At 34.2% G+C, this 22,233-nt stretch carries 19 protein-coding genes and 1 tRNA gene; 7 read left to right on the top strand and 13 right to left on the bottom strand.

Features of this window, described 5'->3' with window-relative positions; genetic code table 11:
- The first annotated feature begins 23 nt into the window (after positions 1–23).
- The 3 genes from DTUR_RS09335 (at position 24) to DTUR_RS09325 (ending at position 3,066) form a co-directional block, all read left to right on the top strand.
- Positions 24–1,268, top strand: coding sequence for an ABC transporter substrate-binding protein (locus tag DTUR_RS09335; protein ID WP_012584153.1), 1,245 nt, complete (start codon positions 24–26; stop codon positions 1,266–1,268).
- 68 nt (positions 1,269–1,336) lie between these two features.
- Positions 1,337–2,224 carry a carbohydrate ABC transporter permease gene (locus DTUR_RS09330; protein WP_012584152.1) on the top strand — a complete coding sequence of 296 codons (888 nt, stop codon included), beginning with the start codon at positions 1,337–1,339 and terminating at the stop codon, positions 2,222–2,224.
- A complete protein-coding gene (locus DTUR_RS09325; protein WP_012584151.1) occupies positions 2,224–3,066 on the top strand; it encodes a carbohydrate ABC transporter permease in 843 nt (280 codons plus the stop codon). The genes DTUR_RS09330 and DTUR_RS09325 overlap by 1 nt, the downstream gene beginning before the upstream one ends.
- Before the next feature lie 35 nt (positions 3,067–3,101).
- On the opposite strand, the gene glgP is transcribed toward DTUR_RS09325, so the two are convergent.
- Entirely contained in the window at positions 3,102–4,814 is a 1,713-nt protein-coding gene (gene glgP, locus DTUR_RS09320; RefSeq protein ID WP_012584150.1) for an alpha-glucan family phosphorylase, read from the bottom strand.
- 270 nt (positions 4,815–5,084) lie between these two features.
- Between glgP and DTUR_RS09315 the strand changes: the two genes are divergently transcribed.
- On the top strand, positions 5,085–5,864 hold the full coding sequence (locus tag DTUR_RS09315; RefSeq protein WP_012584149.1) for an SHOCT-like domain-containing protein: 780 nt from the start codon (positions 5,085–5,087) through the stop codon (positions 5,862–5,864).
- A 101-nt stretch (positions 5,865–5,965) separates the two neighbouring features.
- On the opposite strand, the gene DTUR_RS09310 is transcribed toward DTUR_RS09315, so the two are convergent.
- Positions 5,966–6,250 carry a hypothetical protein gene (locus DTUR_RS09310; protein WP_164931034.1) on the bottom strand — a complete coding sequence of 95 codons (285 nt, stop codon included), beginning with the start codon at positions 6,248–6,250 and terminating at the stop codon, positions 5,966–5,968.
- A 517-nt stretch (positions 6,251–6,767) separates the two neighbouring features.
- On the opposite strand from DTUR_RS09310, the gene DTUR_RS09305 reads away from it, so the two are divergent.
- Positions 6,768–9,209: a beta-mannosidase gene (locus DTUR_RS09305; RefSeq protein WP_012584148.1), complete on the top strand. Its 2,442-nt coding sequence runs from the start codon at positions 6,768–6,770 to the stop codon at positions 9,207–9,209.
- Here DTUR_RS09305 and DTUR_RS09300 read toward each other — a convergent pair.
- From DTUR_RS09300 to DTUR_RS09290, 3 genes are all read right to left on the bottom strand, one after another.
- Positions 9,186–9,719, bottom strand: coding sequence for an archaemetzincin family Zn-dependent metalloprotease (locus tag DTUR_RS09300; RefSeq protein WP_012584147.1), 534 nt, complete (start codon positions 9,717–9,719; stop codon positions 9,186–9,188). The genes DTUR_RS09305 and DTUR_RS09300 overlap by 24 nt on opposite strands.
- A 42-nt stretch (positions 9,720–9,761) precedes the next feature.
- Positions 9,762–10,757, bottom strand: coding sequence for a glycoside hydrolase family 130 protein (locus DTUR_RS09295; protein ID WP_012584146.1), 996 nt, complete (start codon positions 10,755–10,757; stop codon positions 9,762–9,764).
- 230 nt (positions 10,758–10,987) lie between these two features.
- Positions 10,988–11,062 (bottom strand) — tRNA-Asn (locus tag DTUR_RS09290).
- Positions 11,063–11,199: 137 nt separating this feature from the next.
- Between DTUR_RS09290 and DTUR_RS09285 the strand changes: the two genes are divergently transcribed.
- Complete coding sequence (locus DTUR_RS09285; protein WP_012584145.1) at positions 11,200–12,540, top strand: GH1 family beta-glucosidase; 1,341 nt, start codon at positions 11,200–11,202, stop codon at positions 12,538–12,540.
- 18 nt (positions 12,541–12,558) lie between these two features.
- Here DTUR_RS09285 and DTUR_RS09280 read toward each other — a convergent pair whose 3' ends face one another.
- The 8 genes from DTUR_RS09280 to DTUR_RS09245 all read right to left on the bottom strand — a co-directional run bounded on the left by DTUR_RS09280 (position 12,559) and on the right by DTUR_RS09245 (position 21,214).
- Positions 12,559–13,692, bottom strand: coding sequence for a putative DNA modification/repair radical SAM protein (locus tag DTUR_RS09280; protein WP_012584144.1), 1,134 nt, complete (start codon positions 13,690–13,692; stop codon positions 12,559–12,561).
- Between the two features lie 212 nt (positions 13,693–13,904).
- Positions 13,905–14,258 carry an FtsB family cell division protein gene (locus tag DTUR_RS09275; RefSeq protein WP_012584143.1) on the bottom strand — a complete coding sequence of 118 codons (354 nt, stop codon included), beginning with the start codon at positions 14,256–14,258 and terminating at the stop codon, positions 13,905–13,907.
- Entirely contained in the window at positions 14,236–15,981 is a 1,746-nt protein-coding gene (gene pyk, locus DTUR_RS09270; RefSeq protein ID WP_012584142.1) for a pyruvate kinase, read from the bottom strand. Before pyk ends, DTUR_RS09275 begins: the two co-directional genes overlap by 23 nt.
- Before the next feature lie 2 nt (positions 15,982–15,983).
- Positions 15,984–16,196, bottom strand: coding sequence for a hypothetical protein (locus DTUR_RS09265; RefSeq protein ID WP_012584141.1), 213 nt, complete (start codon positions 16,194–16,196; stop codon positions 15,984–15,986).
- Positions 16,197–17,711 carry a bifunctional metallophosphatase/5'-nucleotidase gene (locus DTUR_RS09260; protein ID WP_012584140.1) on the bottom strand — a complete coding sequence of 505 codons (1,515 nt, stop codon included), beginning with the start codon at positions 17,709–17,711 and terminating at the stop codon, positions 16,197–16,199.
- An 80-nt stretch (positions 17,712–17,791) separates the two neighbouring features.
- Positions 17,792–19,081 carry a DUF401 family protein gene (locus DTUR_RS09255; protein ID WP_012584139.1) on the bottom strand — a complete coding sequence of 430 codons (1,290 nt, stop codon included), beginning with the start codon at positions 19,079–19,081 and terminating at the stop codon, positions 17,792–17,794.
- Positions 19,078–19,986, bottom strand: a complete 909-nt coding sequence (locus DTUR_RS09250) for an AEC family transporter (protein WP_012584138.1) — start codon at positions 19,984–19,986, stop codon at positions 19,078–19,080. The genes DTUR_RS09255 and DTUR_RS09250 overlap by 4 nt, the downstream gene beginning before the upstream one ends.
- Positions 19,952–21,214 carry an MFS transporter gene (locus tag DTUR_RS09245; RefSeq protein ID WP_012584137.1) on the bottom strand — a complete coding sequence of 421 codons (1,263 nt, stop codon included), beginning with the start codon at positions 21,212–21,214 and terminating at the stop codon, positions 19,952–19,954. Before DTUR_RS09245 ends, DTUR_RS09250 begins: the two co-directional genes overlap by 35 nt.
- An 84-nt stretch (positions 21,215–21,298) precedes the next feature.
- Here DTUR_RS09245 and argF point away from each other — a divergent pair, with 84 nt between their 5' ends.
- Positions 21,299–22,228, top strand: coding sequence for an ornithine carbamoyltransferase (argF, locus tag DTUR_RS09240; protein WP_012584136.1), 930 nt, complete (start codon positions 21,299–21,301; stop codon positions 22,226–22,228).
- The last annotated feature ends 5 nt before the right edge of the window (positions 22,229–22,233 follow it).

Here is a 22,233-nt window from a genome sequence, read left to right as displayed (position 1 = left end):
TCATACTCAAAGGGGGGTTTGAAATGTTTCGCAAAATTATAATGATTTTGTTAATTTCTATTCTCTTACTTTCAGTTTCCTCTATGGCTCAACTTAAAGGTAAATTAGAGATCTTTAGTTGGTGGACTGCAGGGGGAGAAGCAGAGGGCTTACAAGCTTTAATTGATATATTCCACAAAAAATATCCAAATGTAGAAATAATTAATGCTACCGTCGCAGGAGGGGCTGGTGCTAATGCTAAAGCAGTGTTAAAGACTAGAATGCTTGGTGGAGATCCGCCTGATACTTTCCAAGTACATGCAGGACACGAGTTGATTGATACATGGGTAAAAACAGGTTTCATGGAACCTATAACCTTCTTGTATAAACAAGAGGGTTGGGCAAAGGTAATGCCAAAGGGAATTCTTGATATTGTATCTTACAAAGGTGATTATTGGTCTGTTCCTGTAAATATTCATAGGGCAAACGTGCTTTGGTATAATAAGAAAATATTTGAAGAAAACAATTTAACTCCTCCTAAAACTTTTGAGGATTTCTTTAAAGTAGCAGATGCACTAAAGTCAAAAGGTATAACTCCCTTTGCCCTTGGAACTAAGGATGGTTGGGAAGCAGCTCATGTATTTGAGACAGTGCTTATTGGAAAACTTGGGGCTGAAGGTTATAAAGGACTTTGGGATGGTAAGACTAAGTGGTCAGATCCAAGAGTTACTGATGCTCTTGAGACTTTCAAGAAAATGCTAACTTATGTGAATTCAGATCATTCAGCAAGGACATGGGATGAGGCTTGTGCTTTAATTGTAGATGGTAGTGCTGCTATGACTATCATGGGGGATTGGGCAGTAGGATACTTCTACGCTAAGGGTTTTAATGATTTTGGCTGGGTCCTTGCACCTGGTAATGCTGGTATTTTTGACGCTCTTTCTGATAGTTTTGGACTTCCTAAGGGGGCGAAAAATAGAGATAATGTGATAGCCTTCTTAAAGGTGTTAGGTTCTAAGGAGGGGCAAGAAGCATTCAATCTTAAGAAGGGATCAATTCCTGCAAGAACTGATGTAGACAAATCAAAGTTTCCACCTTATCAAAGATCTTGTATGGAGGACTGGTTGAAACATAAGATTGTACCAAGTGTAATGCATGGAGCTGCAGCTTCTGAAGGCTGGGTAACCGAATTTAAAGATGTAATCTCTCTGTTTGTGGTGAGACCAGATGTGAAGACAACCCAGAAAGCACTTGTGAATGTTGCTATTAAAAATGGTGTAAAACAGTAAAAATTTTCTTTGGGAGAGGGAATAAAGCCCTCTCCCTTTTTTAATTAATTTTTTAGGAGGGATCTTCTTTGCAAAAAGATAAAATTTTATCCTTTCTTTTCATACTTCCTTCACTAATCCTTGTAATCATATTTGTTTATATATTTATTGGATGGACAGGATTTATTTCTCTAACTGACTGGAATGATATTTTTCCAAGTTATAACCTGGTCGGATTTAGAAATTATTTGGAACTTTTCCAAAATTTAAGGTTTCAGATTTCAATGAGAAATACTTTAGTCTTTACAACTTTATTCTTATTGGCCTCTTTGATTATTGGTTTTTTATTGGCTATCTTTCTTGATCAAAGGATAAGAGGAGAAAATTTATTTAGAAACATTTATTTATTTCCAATGGCTATTTCTTTTGTAGTAACGGGTGTAGTTTGGAGATGGATACTTAATCCCGGTACAGCAGGAAACCCTGTTGGATTGAATCAACTTCTGGATAAGATAGGACTTTCTTTTTTAAAAAGTGGATGGTACACAGATCCCAAAATTGGGATAAAAGCTGTGGTTATTGCTGCTGTTTGGCAGATGTCAGGTTATGTTATGGCGATGTATCTTGCAGGAATAAGAAGTATACCCTATGAGCTTTTTGAGGCAGCACAAGTAGATGGAGCAAATTTATGGCAGGTATATAGGTATATTGTTTTACCTCTTTTAAGACCTATTACTTTAGGAGCTGTAATCATTTTGGGACATATATCTTTGAAGATATTTGATCTTGTGGTTGCAATGACAGGAGCAGGAGCAGGTTTTTCTTGTGATGTGCCTGCCCTATTCATGTATGATACTACATTTAGGGGAAACCATTTTGCTCAAGGAGCAAGCATAGCTATAATTCTTCTTGTGATGGTTGGAGTTTTGATTGTTCCATATTTGAGATATAGCTTAAGGTCGGAGGTCAAGAGATAATGAAATTAAGTAGAGTTTTAATTTATTTAGTGCTTATCTTATTTGCGATTTTCTATCTTACTCCAGTTTATGTTCTTCTTATCACAAGCATGAAAAGTTTTGCAGAAGTAGATCTCAAAAGAATGTGGAATCCACCCAAAACAATAAGTTTTGAGAGTTTTGTTAAGGCATGGTTGGGAGATAGCAAAAAGGGACTTAGGGGGCTTTCTCAAAACTTTCTTAATAGCTTGTATTTAGTTATTCCTGCTACAATAATATCAGCTCTTCTTGGTTCCATGAATGGATATGTTCTTACTAAGTGGAAATTTCAGGGGGCTAATATTATATTTCCTCTTCTTCTTTTTGGTATGTTTATTCCTTATCAAAGTATTTTAATACCTCTGGTTCAAGTACTACAAAGAATGAAACTTTATAGTACTATTTATGGATTGATTTTTGTTCATGTAGTTTATGGTATACCTATAACTACTCTTATTTTTAGGAATTATTACTCTACAATTCCCACAGAACTTATCGAGGCAGCTAAAATTGACGGTGCTGATTTCTTAGGAATATATAGAAGAATAGTTTTACCTGTTTCTATGCCTGCTTTTGCTGTTGTTATGATTTGGCAGTTTACTTCCATATGGAATGATTTTCTTTTCGGACTTGTGGTAGCCCCTAATCCTTCAGTTCAGCCTGTAACTGTAGCTCTTAATAATCTTGCTGGAAGTTATTTTGTAGAGTGGAATATTCAAATGGCTGGAGCTTTAATAACTGCTCTTCCTCCTCTTTTAGTGTATATCTTTCTTGGAAAATATTTCATGAGAGGATTACTTTCAGGATCTTTATCAGGGGTTTAAAAAAATTAGAGGGGAGGGCAAAAAAAACCTCCCCTTTATCCTATTTTAAAATATGCCTCAGTAATATATCTTTTCATCATTCTATGAGTATTAAAGTAAGATGCAAGGTTAGATATTGAGTTTTTCATTATTTCTATCCATTCGTCTCTATGGTGATAATAGGTAGGGATAATTATATATTCAAGTTTGTTATATAGATCGTCTATTTCTTCTTGAACATGGTTTTCGATACTTTTTTCCTCAAAGGGAGAAGGTCCAATGGACCATCCGGTATACCCTTCCACATGTCCCTCTATCCACCATCCATCAAGGACACTAAAGTTGATTACTCCATTGTGGGCTGCTTTCATACCACTAGTGCCCGAAGCCTCAAGAGGTCTTTGGGGAGTATTTAGCCATACATCTACACCTGCTATGATCTTTTTTGCCATATCTAAATTATAGTCTTGTAAATAAACGATCTTTATATCATTCTCAAGAGCTTTTATATATTCATAAATCTCCTTTATAAGTTTCTTCCCCTCAATATCTTTGGGGTGAGCTTTTCCAGCGTAGACAATTTGAATTGGTCCTTTTCTTTTTACTTTCTTAAGTCTGTTGATATCAGAAAAAAGTAAATGAGGTCTTTTATAGGCAGTAGCTCTTCTTGCAAAGCCGATAGTAAGTACATTCTCATCAAATTGAACTCCTGTCTCATTGGAAATTAATTTTATCAGATCTCTTTTTGCTTCCATGTGAGCATTCCATATCTCTTCATTGGGAATGAATTGAGCTCTTGATAAAAGCTCTGGTTCGGTGGCCCATCCTGGGATGTATTTGTCGAAAAGTTTTCTAAAACTTGGAGAAGTCCAGGTAAAAGAGTGAACTCCATTGGTAATGGCATGAATTCTATGTCCAGGAAACATTTGGAGAGAGATTTCCTGATGCCTTTTGGCCACACCATTAACATATCCAGAAAGATTTAGGGCAAGAAGGGTCATGTTAAGAATATCATTTCCTGCGAATTTCTTAATAATATCTATGGAAATGTAGTTTCCCATTATTTTTGTTACCATATCATAAGGAAACTTATCGTGTCCAGCTTCTACAGGAGTATGGGTGGTAAATACACATTTTTCTTTCACATTTTTTTCTGCTTCTTCTAAACTCTTCCCTGAAGAAAGTTCATCTTTGAGTAGTTCTAAGGTTAATAAAGAAGAATGTCCCTCATTTAAATGATACTTTCTTACTCTAAGGCCCAATTGTTTTATTACCTTTGCCCCTCCAATACCTAAGATTATCTCTTGTTTTAGCCTATGGGCTAAATCTCCTCCATAAAGGACATCGGTTATATTTTTATCTTCTTCAGAGTTTTCAGGAAGATTAGTATCGAGAAAAATTACAGGTACTTTATGTCCATGTAGGGAAGTCCAATAATAAACCCAAGGTTGAATAGAGACATTTCTCCCTTCTATCTCCACATTAGTCTTAAAGGGAAGCTTGGTGAGAAATTTTTCAGGATCCCAGTTTACTGGGTATTCAATTTGATTTCCATCTTTATCTATCTCTTGTTTAAAATATCCCTTTCTACTAAGTTGGGTTATCGCTATGAAGGGTATATTAAGGTCTGCTGCAGTTCTTACTGTATCTCCCGCAAGAACTCCCAGTCCTCCACTATAGGTGGGGATGTCGCTAATTAAAGCAATCTCCATGGAGAAATAGGCTATGATTTCTTCTTTTCTCAATTTTTCCAAATAATCTTCTCTCAATTTTTTCTACCTCCTTATCTTTGGGAGTTTTCTTTAGAATGATATAACAAAAACTTAAAGATTTCAAATAGGTAAAATTCATGAAAAATTAGGCAGTTACATTGTTTTATATTAATTAACATGGGTTAGTTAGGGTTATAAAAATTTTTCTTATGGTAAAATTTAAAATTTTCTTTCTAAAATTATAAAATATATGTTGATAAAAAATGAAATTAATGCTATATTTTTATTAAAAAGAATTTTATTAAATTGGAAGGGGGCGTAGTATATATGGAAGAGGAAATTAAGAAGATATTAAAACTTCTTGAGGAGGGTAAGATTACCGCTGAAGATGCGGAAAAATTAATTGAAGCTATTGAGGAAAAGAGAGAAACTAAAAGAAAAGGGATAGGAGTTTTAGATATTGGAAGTATTGTGGCTGAAGCTATTACTTCTGCGTTCTCTATGGTACCTACCTTGGTTGCAAGTGGAATAAGAGGAGGTACTAAAGTTGATGAGACCTTTGATTGGGATTTTGAGAGACCCCTTTATATTGAAGTATTGGCAGTAGATGTAAATATGAGTCTTTCTGAGGAACTAAAGGTGGTTGTAATAGGTGAAGGGGTATTTTCTACTAATGGTGATTTGCTAAAAATCCATGCTGGAGATTTTAATTTAGCTATTCCTAAATTGAAATTAGTAAAAGTTAATGTTTCAGCTGGAGATTTGAAAGGAAAATTAATCTGTAATGAGCTCGAGATTTTTGTAAAGATGGGAGACGCTAATTTAGAGGTAGAGGCAGACAGAATTCAAGGTGGAGTTAATATGGGAGATTTTGAGATAAAACTTTTAAAAAGTCCCTCTCTTGTCAAATTGAATTGTCATATGGGGGATTTAAAGATTGCTCTTCCTGAAAACTTTGATGGAAAAATTGATGCAACAGTTTCCTTAGGTGATTTATCATTTGCAAAGAAGGCGGATATTATAAAGGGTGATACTTATATCTATGGAGCAGGTGAAAAATCTTATATGGAGCTAAGCTGTACCATGGGTGATATAAAGGTTCTTTAGTTTAAATTTGTAATCCTCCCAAGAGGGATAAATCCTTGTTGCCTCACATAATTTTCTATATGAAATAGGTATTCGTTGCCTCATTAAAATTCTATACGAAATCATTCTTCTCTTCCTTGTATCTGTGAGCCTTCCATAACTTTCCCCATGCTTTCTCTATATCCCTCTTTTATTTCTTCTATCTCTTCACATTCCAATACTCTCTCATAAGAGGTCTTTGGTTTATCATAACTCTTTATTACCTTACTACCTCTTCTTTCCTTCTTAACAAGCTTTACTACGAGAAGAAAAAAGTTCACAAATAATCTATAATACTGATAAAGCTCATTTAGAAATTTTAATTCTTTCTCTGTATTATACCTCAAATATCCTACAGCCCTTCTCACTACACTATAATTCTTCTACTCTACAAAACAATTATCATTTTTCCTATAAGACCTTGTCCTTGTAAAACTTATCCTTTCAGCCTTACAATACCTTAAAAGATGAGCATTGATAAATTCAGAGCCATAATCAGAATCTATACCTAAAAACTGCTTTCATCTCTACCCAGCATGTTTTTATATCTGTAGCATTCAAGGTGTAACAAACTCTCCTTTAACATTACTTCCATCATGACCTACAAGAGAATGTTCTTATGGGTATCTTTTTTAAGTTCAAGTTTCTTCTTTTCAGGAGAAAGAATTCTATCAATAGTAGCAGGACTAATTCTCATACTTTATTAAGGTAGGTAATACATTGTATATTCTCTTCCTAATTTTATTGTTTCTTCCATTTAAAAAATTCCTCCTTTTTATTTTAAAATTTTTAAGTAGATTTTTATATGAGGCAATTCGAAATCTTTACATTTAAAGTATGATTAAGCTATACTTAATAAATTCTCTCGAGGGAGGATTTTTATTTATGGAGATATTGAGGCTTGACGGAGAGTGGGAATTTAAGGGAATTAAGGATAAAAGATGGTATAAAGCAAAAGTTCCTGGATGTGTACACTTGGATTTAATGGAAAACAATATCATTCCAGATCCCTTTATAGGAAAAAATGAACTTGAGGTACAGTGGGTGGAGAAAGAGGATTGGTTGTATCGCAAGAAATTTGAGATAAAAAAAGACTTTCTAAATTACTCTTCTATCTATTTAGAATTTGAGGGTGTAGATACCTTTTCTGAGATATATCTTAACGGTAAAAAAGTTGGTGAAACTAACAATATGTTTATAAGTTGGGAATTTAATGTTAAGGATTTTTTAGTAGAGGGAGAAAACATACTTGAAGTGAAGCTTCTTTCGCCTATAAAGGTACTTGAGGAAAGAGCTGATAAATATCCTTTTAAGCTTCATGGAGGAGATTACTCTCCAAGGGTTTTTGGGAGAAAAGCTCAATATTCTTTTGGTTGGGATTGGGGACCACGCCTTGCTACTTCTGGAATATGGAAATCAGTAAAATTAAAAGGTTGGAATAAAGCAAGACTTCTTGATGTTTGGGTACCTGTAAGGAACCTTGGAGAGAATGCTCAAATAAATATTGAGTTAGATATTGAGCTGCAAGAATCTATTCCTGTAGATATAGCTTTTAGAATCTCACATAAAAAACCTGTACTTGAACAAAGACTAAGGTTTACTCTTCCTGAGGGAAGAATATTTCTAAAAATTCCATTGACCATTAAAAATCCAAAACTTTGGTTTCCTCAAGGATACGGGGAACAAAATTTATATACCTTGCAATTGGTACTTCTTGACGAGAATGGGGAAGTTCTTGATAAGGTAGAAGAAAGATTTGGAATAAGAAAGGTAGAACTTTTTACTCAAGAAGATGCTAAGGGTGAGAGTTTTATATTTAAGATAAATAACATACCTATTTTTGCAAAGGGTGCTAATTGGATTCCTGCAGATAGCTTCCTTCCAAGAATAAAAGAAGAAGACTATAGAGTTCTACTTACTCGAGCTAAGGAAGCTGGATTAAATATGTTGAGAGTTTGGGGTGGAGGAATATATGAAAACGATATATTCTATGACTTGTGCGATGAGCTTGGGATAATGGTTTGGCAGGACTTTATGTTTGCCTGTGCAGAGTATCCTGATGATGAGGAATTTTTAAGTGAGGTGCAAAAGGAAGCAGAGTTTGTAATAAAAAGACTAAGAAATCATCCCTCTATAGTACTTTGGTGTGGAAATAATGAAAATCATTGGGGATATTATGCTAAATGGTGGGGAGAGAGGGAAAAATTCTGGGGAGAGGAAATATATAACAGGGTTCTCCCTGATGTTTGTGCCAGGCTTGATTTGACAAGGCCTTATTGGCCCAGTAGCCCTTATGGGGGTAAAGATCCTAATTCTCAAGAAATAGGAGATAGACATAACTGGGAGATTTGGCATGGTTGGGTTGACTTTAATGGTTATCTCAGGGACAACGGAAGATTTATAAGTGAATTTGGTATGCAAGCTCCACCTGTAGCTGAAACTATTAAAAAGTTTATAACTTCAGAAAAAGAGTATTATCCTCAAAGTGTAGAGATGGAGTTTCATAATAAAGCAAGAGAGGGAACTGAAAGGATAATAAGATATATTGCCGGACATTTCAAAATAACTGAGGACATGGATGAATATATTTATCTTTCTCAGGTAATTCAAGGACTTGCTTTAAAGACGGGAATAGAGCATTGGAGAAATAATAAATTTCATACCTCTGGAAGTTTAATCTGGCAATGGAACGATTGTTGGCCTGTGGTGAGCTGGAGTATCATAGATTATTACAAAAATTTAAAACCCTCTTATTACTTTGTAAAAAGGGCTTTTAGGAATATTAAGGTTAATATTGAGCCCCGAAATGGAAAACTTTTGGTCTTTGGAGTTAATGATACTCTTGAAAAATTTTATGGAAAAATGGAATATGCCATAAGTACTTTTCGGGGAAAGAGGAGGGGAAAAAGAGAAGTAGAGATTGAAATTCCTGAAAACTCCTCAGTAGTTCTCGGAGAATTTAAATTAGAAGATATTGATAAATACAAAGAATTTTTCTATGTCAAGCTTTATAATGAAAAGGGGGAGCTTATGGATCAAAATGAATATTTCTTTGCTCCCTTTAAACATTTGGATCTTCCAGATGCGGTAGTTGTGTATAACGTGGAGGAGATTGGAGAAAACTCCTATCTGCTGAATATGGAAAGTGATTTTCTATCTTTATGGGTGGCTTTAAAACTTGAGAATGCTGAATGGGAGGACAATTTTGTAAATATCTATCCTAAAACTAAATATAGTATAAAATTTAAGGCACCATATTCCCTAAAAGAATTAGAAGATAAATTAGAAATAGAGGGCTATAACCTAAAAAAAGTTAGAAAGTCTTGATTTACATTTAGGACAGAAGTTATAGCTCTTTTTGTCGGTATCAGCGAGAGTATTTGAAAAATACATGACACAAGATGGGGTTTCACAGTGTTTTAACCCCATAGTGTGTCCTAATTCGTGTACTGCTTCTTTTAGGGTTCTTAATTTTAGAAGTTCATTATCAGCAGGTAGGTTATAAAATTTGTTGTCTAATCGAGCAATACTTATTACACACTCTTTTCCATTCACAATTGCTTCGCCAAAGATAAAGTTTAAGTAATCTGTGTATAAATCCACATTAGTGATTCCAAGGATTTTGTAAGCATCAAGTGGATTTAGAGAAGACAGTAGGTTTAAAAAATGATAAGAGTAATATTGTTTCCTTTGGGGATTGTAAGCCTCTTCAGGAATAGATAAGTTTTTGTAATCCTTTACTTTTATATTAAAAACTTCTTCTATTTTTTTCTTTAGAAAATCAAGTAAATCTTTTTCTATATTTCCAATGGGAACAATATAAATATATTTTTCCATATTCCCAGCGGGGGAGAAATCTCTCCCCCCATAGTTTTTAAATTACTCATATTTTATACCATCTTCTTTTAGGAAATCAATAATCTCATCTACATAAGCAAAAGCGAGAGCAACTACAGTATCTGCACCGCCATAATAGATAGCAAGTCTTCCTGTTTCTGAATCGCATAGTGCTGCGCACGGAAATGCCACATTAGGGACATCACCTACGCACTCATAATACTCTTGAGGAGAGAGAAGATAAGATCTTGCTCTATATTTAACTTTCCATGGCTTTTCTAAATCCAAAAGAGCTGCACTAAAGCTGTATACATATCCATTACAAGAGAGAAGTACCCCATGATAAATAAGGAGCCATCCCTCACTGGTCTCAATTGGAGTTGGACCCGCTCCAATTTTTAGAGATTGCCAACCTGTAAGACCTGCAGACATAACAAACCTATGACATCCCCAATGGATCATATCAGGGCTTTCACTATAAAAAATATCTCCAAAGGGAGTATGTCCTCTATCAGAAGGTCTACTTAGCATAGCGTATTTACCGTTAATCTTTCTTGGGAAAAGGACTCCATTTCTATTGTATGGTAAGAAGGCATTTTCTAACTGGTAAAATTCTTTAAAATCAAAAGTATATCCTACTCCAATGGTAGGACCATAATACCCATTACACCAGGTTATGTAATAACGATCCTCAATAAAGGTAACCCTTGGATCGTATTTATATTCGCTAATTAAGGGATCACGGGTTTTTTGAATAAAGTTTATAGGTTCCTCTTCTATAACCCAATTTATACCATCCTCGCTGAATCCTGCATGAAGATTCATGGATCTTGCCTTATCATCAACTCTAAATACTCCTGCAAATTTGCCATTAAAGGTTACAACAGCACTATTAAAAATACTGTTTGCTCTTTTAATGTGGTTTCTTTTGATGATTGGATTTTTCGAATATCTCCATACAATGTCACTGCTTCCTTTAGGCCTATCTTCCCAAGGAAGATTAGGAATTTTTTCACCAATTATTTGATACTTCCCCATACTTAAAGATCCTCCTTTTTTCTTTTAATGTTATATTAATGCTTAGATTAAGTCAATAAAAATCAATGAAAATAGTTTACATAAGTATAGAGATAATGACCAATGCTTAGGAGTTTAAGAATAGAGGCTACTTCTATGTAAGGGTTGTTTTAGCCCCTTCTTTTTATAAATTATAAATTGAGGAAATACTCTAAAGATGATATTTACAACTCTTATCTTAATAAAAAATTTGGCTCCTCGGGCAGGATTCGAACCTGCAACCCGCCGGTTAACAGCCGGCCGCTCTACCGTTGAGCTACCGAGGAGCGATTAATTATTGTTGTACAAAATTATATAAAAAACTTTTTGAAAAATCAAGGGTATAATCCCTCTTTCCAAAAGCAATTTAGTTTAGTAAGATAACAAAAGTCAAAAAATTTGAAATAGAGGAGGAGTAGGGAATATGGTTAAGTTGGTTTTTCCTAAGGACTTTTTATGGGGAACAGCGACAGCATCTTATCAGATAGAAGGGGCTTGGAATGAGGATGGTAAAGGAGAAAGTACTTGGGATAGATTTTCCCATACTCCTGGAGCAATATATCAAAATCAAAATGGAGATGTAGCATGTGATCATTATCACCGCTATGAGGAAGATGTAAAGCTCATGGCTGAAATAGGACTTAAGGCTTATAGGTTTTCAATTTCTTGGCCCAGAATATTTCCCGAAGGAAGAGGAAAGATTAATCCTAAGGGTGTCTCCTTTTATGAAAGATTAATTAATAAACTTCTTGAGAAAAATATTAAGCCAGCTATAACTTTGTATCATTGGGATCTTCCTCAAGCTCTTGAAGATAAAGGGGGATGGCTAAATAGGGATACCGCAAAGTACTTCTCAGAATATGCAAGCTTTATTTTTTATAAATTTGGGGATATGGTGCCTATATGGATCACCTTAAACGAGCCCTTTGTTAATGCTTTTCTTGGTTATGCATGGGGGTGGCATGCTCCAGGTAAAAAAGATCTTAAGGGTGCTTTTGTGGCTGGGCATAATCTTCTTCTTGCTCATGGTCTTGCAGTTCAGGCATATAAAGAGGGAGGATATAATGGAAATATTGGAATTACCATAAATGTTGCAGCAGTTTATCCTTATACTAATTCTGAGGAAGATTTGAGGGCAGTACAAGTGCAAGATGCTTTTGAGAATAGATGGTTTATTGAGCCTATTTTTAGGAAGAAATATCCAGAAGTAATATGGAAGATCTTAGAGAAAAATTATTTGAGCTTTGATTTTCCTATCTCCGATTTTGATATTATATCCTCTCCTATAGATTTTTTGGGTATAAACTATTACACTAGAAACATTGTGGCTCATGACGAGAGTAATAAATTTTTAGGTCTAAAAAGAATAGAGGGGCCCAATGAACGTACAGAGATGGGATGGGAAATATATCCTGATGGGCTATATGACATTCTTATTCAGCTTTATAGGGATTATAAAATTCCTATTTATATCACTGAGAATGGAGCAGCTTATAATGATAAATTAGAGAATGGAAAGGTAGAGGATAATAAGAGGATAGAGTACTTAAGAGAACATATTAAAAGGGCATATTTTGCTATTAGGGATGGAGTAGATTTAAGAGGATATTTTATATGGTCCCTTATGGATAATTTTGAGTGGGCTCATGGGTATAGTAAGAGATTTGGAATTATATATGTAGATTATGATACTCAAAAAAGAATACTTAAAGATAGTGCCTACTTTTATAAAAAAGTTATCGAGGAAAACGGAATAGAGGAGTAGCTTGATGAAAGCCCTTTCTTAGAGGAGTGAGAGTTGCTTCTCTGAGAAAGGTCTTCTTCCATTTATTAAGATGTAATTCTTACATCTTTCTACTTGAATTCCTAACTTTTTCAAGTCTTTTATGTCTTTTATCTTTTGTTCTTTTCTTACCTTTATAATCTTCTTTGCGCTTATAGGTCCGATTCCAGGTATTCTTAAAAGTTGTTCGTAGGTTGCTGTATTTATCTCTATTGGGAAAAATTGAGGATTTGCCTTTGCCCAAATGATTTTTGGGTCTTCTCTTAGGGGAAGATTCCCATTTTCATCAAAGATAAGTTCGTCAATTGAAAAATTGTATTTTCTAATTAGAAAATCCGCTTCATATAATCTTACTTCTCTCCATGTAGGGGTAGGATGTAGTTCTTCTAAGGGGGTTTGAGGTATAGGTTGAAAAGCACTAAAATAAGCTCGCGAGAGGTTATATTCTTGATAAAGTTTGAAAGTAAGGGAAAGAATTTCTATATCTTTTTCCCTTGTGGCTCCTACTACAAATTGAGTAGTTATTCCAGATTTGGGTTTTAGATTTCTTTCAGATAATTTTTTGATCATTTCAAGCTTACTCATAAGAAGATTTAAATTTTTCTCGGGGGCGATTTCTTTAAGGTAGTCCTCCTTTGGAGCTTCTAAGTTTACAGAGACTCTATCAGCATACCTTATAGCTGCTTCTATGTAGTCCAAGGAAGATTCGGGTAAGATTTTCAAATGAATATATCCTTTAAAATTGTGTTTTTCTCTTAGAATTTCTACTGTTTTTAACATTTGTTCCATGGTATACTTAGGAGATTTGGTTACTGCAGAGCTTAAGAAAAGTCCGTCAACAAGATTTTTTCTCCTAAGTTCTAAAAAAAGCCTTACTAATTCATCAGCTGTAAAGCTTACTCTTTGGAAATTTCTATCTCTTCTATTGGCACAGTAGTAGCAGTTATGAATACAATCATTGGATAAAAGGATTTTTAGAAGTCTTACTGTTCTTCCATCGGGGAGAGTGGTAGGATATATCCAACCCTTCAATGTGGGTTTTCTTTGGATTGACTCTTTTGAGCATAAGAAGGACCCACATAGATCAAATTTGGCAGCTTCTGATAATATTTCTAATTTCTCAGTATTATTCATAATCTATGGGGTCCTTCTTAAAGAATAAAAACATAAAATAATTTAAAATTAAGCCTTTTTTAGCTCCTTCAGGAGCATTTTGAGTCTTTCTTTTCTTCTTTTTTCTCTTGCTTTTCTTCTTCTCCTTTTAAGAATAACTCTCCACTGCTTGCCCATCTTTTCACCTCTGTTATTTTAAATTTTATTTTGACAAAGATATTATATTTTAAAATTTATTTCTTAAAAAGATTTAAGAAATCAATTTTTAATTTTTTATCTTCAGTATTCTTTTCAATTATCAATATGGGTTCTTCTCCTGGTCTTCCCATAAATAGCTTTTCCCTGGCTATCTTTTCAATTATGTAAGGATCATTCATATGGTATGCAATTTCCCTTAATTCTTTTACTTCTTTTTCCAATTTGGTTTTTCTTTCTAAAAGTTCCTTTAATTTTTTGGTGTATTCTATATAATCTTTGACTCCGTTATAGATAGATGGACTAAGATATAGTAAAAAGAAAAAGAACATAATTTTGTAAGGGTCTATTTTGCACTTTTGTTTCTTTTTAATATATTCTTGCCACGCCACGATATATTACTCCTCTTTCTGGATCTATAGTAATGATCTCATTATCTTTTAATTTTTCTGATAAATTTTTAGCACCCACTATTATGCTTATACCTTTACTTCTCCACGGAATTAGGAATGGTGGTATCTTTTCGTCCTCAATTATTATTCCTTGGAGTTTGTCTAATATAATTTCTAATTCTTTCTCAAAAGTTGGAATCAAGAGGATTACATCCTCTGTTACTTTGCTTATTGCCTCTTTTGCATTTTTAGCGATAATTACTTTGGCAGTTTTAGCCTCTCCTCCAAGACCATGACCTTGTCCTATTACGTCACTTATCACATGTACCTTTATAAGATTAGTCATACCTGAAATTCCCATGGGAATTCCTGCAGTTATTACTATGGTATCTCCTCTTTTTACATAATTTTTTTGCAGTAAGATTTTTGTGGATTTTTCAAACATTTCATCAGTATTGTAGAATACTTCTGTAAGAAGGGGGGTGACTCCCCAAGATAGGTTAAGTCTTCTTTGGACCTCAGGAAAATGAGTGATGGCAAAGATTGGAGCTTTGGGCCTATACTTTGATATATGTCTTGCTGTAAAGCCACTGTGAGTTGCTGTAACTATTGCAGAGGCTTCAATTTCTTTTGCAATTTGACAGGTAGAAAAGGTTATTGCTTCAGTGATATTTTTATGACAATTAGATTCTTGAAGAAAGGTATCATAGGGGAATTCTTTTTCTACTCTTCTTGCAATCTTATCCATTATTTGTACACTTTCCACAGGATATTTTCCTGTGGCAGTTTCATTAGAGAGCATCACCGCATCGGTACCATCAAGGATTGCATTTGCCACATCACTTACCTCTGCCCTTGTTGGAGTAGGATTATTCACCATAGATATTAACATTTGGGTTGCTGTTATTACAGGTTTTCCAGCAAGCCTTGTTTCTCTTATTATCTTTTTTTGTATTAGTGGTACTTCTTCGTTAGACATTTCTATGGCAAGATCTCCTCTTGCTACCATTATCCCATCTGCTACTTCAAGGATTTCTCTGAAATTATTTACCGCTTCTCTTTTTTCTATTTTAGCTATCACAGGGATTCTAGCATCGTGAAGTTCAAGGAATTCTTTTAATTCTAAAATGTCAGAAGCTCTTTGTACAAAGGAAAGAGCTATAAAGTCTACTTTTTTCTCAATTCCAAAAAGTACATCTTTTTTATCCTTTTCAGTAAGAGGAGAAACTCTAAGGGTAGAATCAGGAAAGTTTACTCCTTTTCTACTAGAAATATAGCCTCCATGGATAATGTGGCATATTAACTTGTCTTCTTTTTTATCTATGACTTTAAGCTCTATGAGTCCATCATCAATAAGAATTCTATCTCCTATGTTTATATCTTCGAGAAGGTGAGGATAGCTTACAGAAACTAATTTTTCATTTCCTACTAATTCTTTAGGGGTAAGAGCAATCTCTTCATTATCTTTCAGAAATACCTTGTCGTTTTCTATTTCTCCAACTCTTATCTTTGGTCCTTGGAGATCTTGTAAAATGGGTATAGGAGTTTCTAATTCTTCAGAGAGCTTTCTTATTAGTCTTATTCTTTCACCATGGACATTGTAATCTCCATGTGAGAAGTTTAATCTTGCTACGTTCATTCCTGCTTTTATTAACTCTCTTAAAATCTCTTCTCTTTCACTGGCAGGACCTATAGTGCATACTATTTTGGTTTTTCTCAACAAAATTACTCCCTCCTTTTTGTATATATTTTAGCATTATCATTTAATGTACCTTCAAGTCCTAACTCAAATCCATCCTGGTTTACAACTATGTATTCACCCTCAACACACTTTTTATAAAGGTCATAATCATAAGAAATCAGGGCATGCTTTACTTGCATGCCCTGATATATTTCTATCTCTTCGCCGTTGACAAAAACTTTAATTTTTTCCTTCAACTATTTAATTACTATACTCCTTCCTTCAACTTTAGGACTTATAGGAGAATGCTTTTTAAGATATTCTACAAATACGTCTCTTAGCATATCTCCATAGGTTATATTCTTACCTCTTGTGAATGCTATAAACTTATCTCCGCCTGCTGCAAGAAAATCATTAGTTACTACTCTATAAACCTTGTTAGGATTTAATGGTTCTTCATTAACAAAGACCTCGATCACCCTTGATCCTATTGGTCTTTTCATATCATATTTTACTTTAATTCCTGCAACTTGTAAAATACCCTTCTCTAAAGTGGCACTTTGTTCTAATAGATCTAAGATATCTTTTCCTGTAAGATCCATTTCTACCAAGACGTTATCAAAGGGTAGCAAGCTATAAACTTGCTCCATAGTTATTTTTCCTTTTGGAATATCTATTCTTATTCCCCCACTATTTTGGAATGCTATTTGGGCTTTACTTGCCTCAAGCATAGCATCACAAATGGCATTTCCAACATTGGACTCTTCATTGTAATTCCTTACAAGATCTACTAAAGTTTCTCCTACTACCTTAGAGAACTCCTCTTTTAATTGACTATTGTAAGTTTCAATTAAATTTGCTACTTCTGTATCATATTTATTTTCAGGGGCAGCAAACACAGTCTTTAACTCATTTTCTCTTGTAAAGTCAAGGATAATTCCTGTCTCTGGTTGTATTTTAAGGTCTAATACTCCAAGATATATTCCATTGTATCCTGCTTGGACAATAATAGTTCCCCTTACAATAGTGGGTTTTGTCACTACTGTGTGGCTATGTCCTCCCACAATTACATCTATTCCTTGGACATTCTCAGCTAACTTTTTATCAGCATCATATCCTAAATGGGAAAGAACAACTATTAATTGAGCTCCTTTCTCCTTTACCTCTTTTATTAAGTTTGGTAATACTTTTTCTGGCTCTAAAAAGGTCAAGTCTTTTACATAGTCCGGTTTTACGATGTAGGCTGTTTCAGGAGTAGTTAAGCCTATAATTGCAATCTTTAGCCCCTTTCTTTCGAGAATTACATAGGGTTTTACATTGGGAAGATAATCTCCATTCTTAATTATATTGGAAGCTAAGTATGGAAAGTTAGAATTTTTGATCCATGTTTGAAGGAGTTCTTGTCCCCAGTCAAATTCATGATTTCCAATAGTCATGGCATCAAATTTTAGATAATTCATCATTTTTATTACAGGTTCCCCTTTGAATATGTTAGATATGGGGGTTCCTTGGAACATATCTCCAGCTGAAAGAAGAATTGTTCCATCGGGATTTTTGGATCTTTCTTCATTTATGAGATAAGAAAGGTAAGCACCACCACCTACAGGGATAGTCTCACTTATACTTTTTACAATGTAAGGTTGTAGTCTGCCATGGAAATCGTTAATGTGGAGAATTTTGATCTCAATAGGCTTTAACTCTTGAGCAAAGATAAGGGAAGAGAATAGGAAGAACACAATTAGTAATAAGGAAAACTTTTTAAAATGCCTCATTGCAATGACCCCCTTTCATTGTTTTTACAGGAATAATTTTATCACATTATTTGTAGATATTCTCTTAAAAACTTATAAGCTTATGTTAAGAAAAATTTAATAAGTATAAAAATACCAAGTAAAACTCCACTCTTTAATACGTAATTGTAAAAGCTTTTCCAATCGGGTTTAAAGTACTCCTTAGTTAGTATTAGACATAAATGCAAAGGAGATACCATTATTCCTAAGAAAGAGCTGATAAAAGCAAGAATAATATATTTTGAAGGATCCTGATAAGGAAGCATCTTTATAAGGATGGGAAATGTGATTCCTACTGTTGCTGAAGTTACCCCTGTAAAGATTCCTATAATTAGGGGTAGGGCAAAAAATATTAAATAAGTGGGTATAAAAGAATAGTTAAGAGAGTAAGCAATATCCGAGACAGCACCAGTGATTTCAAGCATTCTTTTGAAGATCATTACTCCAACAATTAAGATTAAATTCTGGATATTTATTGAGTTAAGGAGTAGATTTTTAATTCTATTAATGTCAAATTTTAAAACTAAAAAAAGAACAATGTTTAATCCTATGAGAGTGTATAAAAGATCAGAGTGAAGGAAGATTACGAGAATTAATAACACTAATATAGGTAGAATAGAAATTAAAAAAGTAGGAAGGGGATTTTTGATTTCCTCTTCTTTTTTCTCTTCTGTAGGAGTCTCTTCTAAGTTTTCAAGATTTTCAGTAATTTCCTCATTGGGATTTTCTAAATTTTCTTTTTCTTGCCTATATTCTTGATTAGAATTAGCTCTATAAAAAGCAAAAAACAATCCAATAGCAAGTACTGCAAGCCCATAAGGTAGGGCTTCTCTTACAAAGAAGTTTAAAGGTCTTTCTGTTAGTACGGAGGCTAATATTATTCCGGGATATATGGGGAGAAAGGGTTCCCACACATGTCTAAACCAGTAGTTTATATAACTTTTTCTTTCTGGATCGATATTATTTTCCTTAGAAAGTTCTTCAAGAAGAGGTGCGGAAAAAAGGGCTCCACCTACTGATGGAAGGAGTCCCATAATTATAGGCATAGAGATTAATCTAAGTCTAATATCATTAATAAGCTTTTTAAAAGATAAAACCATGTTTTTAAGTAAATCTTTTTCTCTTAAAATGTTTTCAAATAAGGCAATAAGATACAGGATAAGCACAAGTTTGATAGTATCTAAGCTTGAGAGTCCTTCCCAAAAACCTTTAAGGATCATATTAAAGGGAATGCCAAAACTAATTCCCATGATGAGGCTTCCACCAAGGAGAGCCCAAGCAAGAGGAAAGTTTTTAGTTAACAAAACTACAATGATTCCAAGAATTATACTGACCTTAAGTAAAGCTATCATTTTATCACCCCTATCCATAGGTTTAATGTGATCAAGGAGAGAAGAGTAGAGTATGTGATTACCTGAGATGTAAATACATAATCTAAATTAAATTGAAGGGAAAGAACAAGAGCGGTAAGCATAGAGGGCATTGCTGATTCAAGAACAGTAACTTTTAAAGGAATATCGCTAAGATTTAATAATTTTGCAGTAATTAAAGCAAAAAGAGGAAAAAGAATTAATTTTAAAAGCACACCTACAGAAACTCCCATAATGGATTTATTGTCTTTGTAAGGTTTAGAGAGAGAAAGGCCAAGAAGAAACATCATAAGAGGAGTTGTAGCTCTTCCGAGAATAGAGAAACTTTCAAGGATAAAATCTGGAATATTAATTTTTTGAAAGAGAAATCCTGCGATCAAAGCCCAAAGGGGAGGATTTATTAGTATTCTCTCAATCCCCAAAAATCTTCTATTAGTGGTTTTTTCTGGTTTAACAAGCAGACTAATTACTAAAATTCCAATGGTATACACAAAGACAATCATGCCCAATTGATCATAAAGAATAGCAAGGGTTAGACCTTGGTTTCCAAAAAGTTTTTCCATTATAGGATATCCCATAAAGGTGACATTTCCCCCAATACTTACAAGGAATAAACTTCCTATGGTCTCCCTACTCAGTTTAAGTATGAAACCAAGAAATATTGAAAGAGTGCCTACTATGAAGCTTATTATCCATTCAGTGATGGCCACTTTAAAAGAACTTATTTGGGGAGGATTTGTATAAATGGAATAAAAGACCAGGGCAGGAAGAGAAAAGTTGTACACAAATTTTGAAATAACCTCTTTGTCCTCTTCTTTGAAGAGATAGTTTTTGCCTAAATAGCCTAATAAGCTAATTATTATTAATGTTATTAATATTTTCAGCATTTTTTCTTGGATCCTTAACTCCATATATAAAAAATACAATATTGATTATACTGATTAGAAGACATGTCATAAATAGAAATCGAAAGCCTTTTACGTCAGCAATTTTACCTGCAATTAGTGGTGCTACAAAGGAAAAAGGAGAGAGAATAAGACTTAGAGCTCCAATATAGAGCTCTTTGTGTTGGGGAGGAGAAATTTCAAGAACCATGGCAGAGTCTCCAACCCAGAAAGCGCTATTTATAAAACCAACTAAAATGAATGCAATGTAAAGATAAGATATGTTTTTTGCAAAGAGAAGGATGAGAATATCAAGGAATATAAGAATTCTTCCTATAAGTAGTGGAAGCTTGTGACCATATTTATCTCCAAGGGGACCTAAAAGGAAAGAAGAAATTGCTTGGGATATAAGAAGAATTGCTGTGAAATCTGCTGCTACTTTGTCGGGTATGGAAAAAGTCTTAGAAGCAAATACTACTACAAAGCTTATGAAGGGAACAGAAAAAGCATTTAGAATTCTTGCAATGACATAGTTTTTAAAATTCTTGTATTTAAATACAGTTTTAATACTTTTAATATACTCTACGAGGGGGATATCAGGGTTTTCTTGATCGTCAGGATATTCTCGTGTCAAAGCAAGGAATGCTAAGGATATAAGAAGAGCTATGCTAGCGCATAAGAAAGAATAACCAAAATTATGGGGAAATGGATACTTTGAGAGTATTATTCTTGCAATACCTGCTCCTCCAACTCCCATTATTGCTCCAAGACCATTTCCCATGGCAAAAAATACTCCTCTTTTTGATGGCTCTATTACTTTTCCTATCATACTCATCCAAGGAGGTCCAAGGAATCCCATGGAAAAGGTAGCAATTCCCAACATAAGAAGAGATAAATAGAGGGCAAGAGTTGAGTTATTAGGAGCGACAAAAAAAGCTATAAGTGCCATGAAGAGGTAAGGAAGCCTCTCTCCCATAGTGACTTTGAGCACTAAGTGTAATTTTATCTTATATTTTTCAGAATATTTTGCCCCTATTATGGCAGGTATTGCCCATCCCAAGTTTGCAATAGCAGGGATCAGACCTATTTCTAAATTGCCTGCCCCTAAATGTTTTGCAAAAAGGGGAAGAAGGGTCTGAATTGACCCAAAAGTCATTCCTAAATTAAAGAAGGCATTATCTATGCTGTTTACTATAAAATTCCAACGATAGTCTTTTTCTTTTAGACTCATAACTTGTATGATATCAAATTTTGCTTTATAAGGTAAGTATAATATAATTTTCTATTAAAAATATTCCATAGGGAGGAAAGATTAATGGGGAATCTTAAAGGGAGAGATTTACTTTCTATTCTTGATCTTTCAAGGGAGGATATGGAACAAATATTTCATCTTGCTAAAAATCTAAAATCTGAGTATTATGCAGGAAAAAAGATTCACGATTATTTGAAGGGTAAGACAGTAGCTTTATTCTTTGAAAAACCTTCCACAAGAACAAGAATTTCTTTTGAGGTTGGAGTATATCAATTAGGGGGTTATCCTTTGTATTTAAATGCTCAAGAGATGCAACTCAAAAGAGGAGAAACTATAGCTGATACTGCAAGGGTATTGGAGAGGTACGTAGACGGAATAATGGCAAGGGTTTATTCTCATGATACATTAGTGGAACTTGCTCAACATTCATCTATTCCTGTGATTAATGGGCTTTCTGATCTGGAACATCCATGTCAAATTATAGCTGATTATTTTACTATTATTGAGAAAAAGGGTTTTAGGAAGCTAAAAGTAGTCTATCTGGGAGATGGTAATAATGTGGCAAATTCTCTAATTCTTGCGGGAGCAATTTTAGGTATGAATGTGGTATGTTCTTCTCCTTTTCAGTTTATGCCTCCTAAAAAGATATTGGATGAAGCAAATAATCTTGCTAAAAAATATGGGGGAAAGGTGGAAATAGTGGAGGATCCTAAGGAGGCTGTTAAAGGGGCAGACGTTATCTATACTGACGTATGGGTAAGTATGGGACAGGAAGAGGAAAAAGAGCTAAGGAAAAGGGTTTTCCCTCCCTATCAAGTTAACAAGGAATTAGTTTCCTTAGCTAAGGAGGACGTTATTGTTATGCATTGCCTTCCTGCTCATAGGGGTGAAGAGATTACCGATGAAGTTATAGATGGACCTAATTCGGTAGTTTTTGATGAGGCCGAAAATAGACTTCATGTACAGAAGGCAATTATGGCTTTATTGGTATAAAATTT

The sequence above is a fragment of the Dictyoglomus turgidum DSM 6724 genome (assembly GCF_000021645.1).
GTDB lineage: Bacteria > Dictyoglomota > Dictyoglomia > Dictyoglomales > Dictyoglomaceae > Dictyoglomus > Dictyoglomus turgidum.
This window is presented reverse-complemented; position numbering and strand designations above follow the sequence as displayed.